Raw genomic sequence first — 1,395 nt, 5'->3', positions numbered from 1 at the left:
TGTCCCGTCCTGAAATAAGTTGACCAAATTTTGAACTTAAAACGTATCAAAAGATGGACAAAACCAAGAACACTGGGCAAAAATTTATTCGCTATTTCAGCGAAGAATTCAAACGGCAGAAAGTAAAAGAACTTGATGCCAAAGTGCTGAGTATTTCCGATATTGTGAGATTATACGAGGTTTCAGCCGTGAGCGTATGTCGCTGGCGTAAGAAATACTCACCTCACTATCAACAAGCCACCCGAGTGGTTGTAGAAATGGAATCGGAAGCTCAAAAGACCAAAGAACTCTTAGCCCGTAATGCTGAATTAGAGCGTATCGTAGGGCAAAAACAGATGTCTATTGATTTTTTAGAAAAACTCCTTGAAATTGCCTCAAAGGAATTAAAGATGGATATAAAAAAAAGTTTTTCTACCCCACCTTAGACTATTTTAAGGTTAATCGAAAGGTATTAGCAATCCGACTGACGGACCTTTATAAGGTACTTGGTTTGAGTAAGCAAGCTCATCACCAGCATCAAATACAACATAATCAACAAGCCTGTGATAATGAAAAAATCTTACAGGAAGTAGTCATTTTGAGAATAAATCATCCAGTGATGGGGCTCAAAAAACTCTATCATAAGCTCAAATACAAACCCTTTGGTAGAGATAGATTTATTGACTTAGGAGTGGAAGCTGGATTGAGTGTTCCCAGACCTAAAAACTATCAAAGGACAACGTTTTCAACGAAAAGTAACCGTTATCAAAATCTTTTAGTAGGGATAGAATTAGATGATATTAACCAACTTTGGGTTAGTGATATTACCTACTTTTGGGTCAATAATCGTTTCTATTATATTACCTTGATTATGGATGTCTATTCCCGTAACATTGTAGGCTACTGTGCAGCTCCCACTTTGGAAGCAACTGCCAATATGGAAGCCCTTGCAATGGCATTAAAAATGCGTAAAAAGAAGACATTTGAAAGCCTAATTCATCATTCTGACAAAGGTACTCAATACGTTTACAAAGAGTATGTAGAGTTACTACAAAGTCGAAAAATAAGAATCAGTATGTGCAATGTAGTCTATGAAAATACGCATAGTGAACGTTTAAATGGCATTATCAAAAATGAGTATCTTAGACATCGTTCTATCAATAGTTTGCCAGATTTAAAAAGACACCTTGCCAAAGATGTTGAATTGTATAATCGAGATAGACCACATGATAATCTTAACAAAATGAGTCCGCATGAGTTTGAAAATCACTTACTAAATGTACCTAAAAAACAAAGAGTTAAAATGAATATTTACGTCGATGAAAGAACAATTAACAAACAAAAATTTGGACAACAACTTGGACTTTTCTAAGTTTACAAATAATCAAAAAAGTCAACCTATTTTAGGACGGGACA

2 protein-coding genes are annotated in these 1,395 nt (G+C 35.2%); both read left to right on the top strand.

Translation table 11 applies throughout. The features are described 5' to 3' along the window. Positions 1-53: 53 nt before the first annotated feature. Positions 54-425: a transposase gene (locus VB796_RS23705; protein ID WP_323349073.1), complete on the top strand. Its 372-nt coding sequence runs from the start codon at positions 54-56 to the stop codon at positions 423-425. Next, entirely contained in the window at positions 383-1,351 is a 969-nt protein-coding gene (locus VB796_RS23700; RefSeq protein WP_323349074.1) for an IS3 family transposase, read from the top strand. The genes VB796_RS23705 and VB796_RS23700 overlap by 43 nt, the downstream gene beginning before the upstream one ends. The last annotated feature ends 44 nt before the right edge of the window (positions 1,352-1,395 follow it).

The organism is Arcicella sp. LKC2W, from assembly GCF_034931005.1.
Classification (GTDB): domain Bacteria; phylum Bacteroidota; class Bacteroidia; order Cytophagales; family Spirosomataceae; genus Arcicella.
The sequence above is the reverse complement of the archived record's forward strand: the minus strand, read 5'-3'. Positions and strand labels throughout refer to the sequence as shown.

What these genes read in the sequence shown, in the direction of transcription:
- VB796_RS23705 (WP_323349073.1), top strand. Translation starts at nt 54, where the DNA reads ATGGACAAAACCAAGAACACTGGGCAAAAATTTATTCGCTATTTCAGC.